Genomic DNA, 225 nt, shown 5'->3' with positions numbered 1-225 from the left:
AACCTCGCCTGCGCCGACGACTCGGCAGGTTGGCACCGGCAGAGCTCCACCGCGTCGAAGAGTGCGTCCGACAGGTTCTCGGCCTGTAGCCGATCCGCTCGTCGTCCTCGCGGTCGGCCAGCAGCAGGTCAAGGGGCGACACATCGGGCGGTGCATCGTAACGGGGTAGCCGGTCGAGGTCGCTCGTGGTGGTCGCCTTGAGGCGGATCACGCCTTTGGCCACCA

The 225-nt window shown here is 68.0% G+C and carries 1 pseudogene; it reads right to left on the bottom strand.

Annotated elements, in window-relative coordinates:
- Nucleotides 1–225: pseudogene (locus LPA42_RS33650) on the bottom strand (hypothetical protein); the annotation flags it as partial.

The organism is Micromonospora sp. DH13 (assembly GCF_020873825.1).
Lineage (GTDB): Bacteria > Actinomycetota > Actinomycetes > Mycobacteriales > Micromonosporaceae > Micromonospora > Micromonospora haikouensis.
This window is presented reverse-complemented; position numbering and strand designations above follow the sequence as displayed.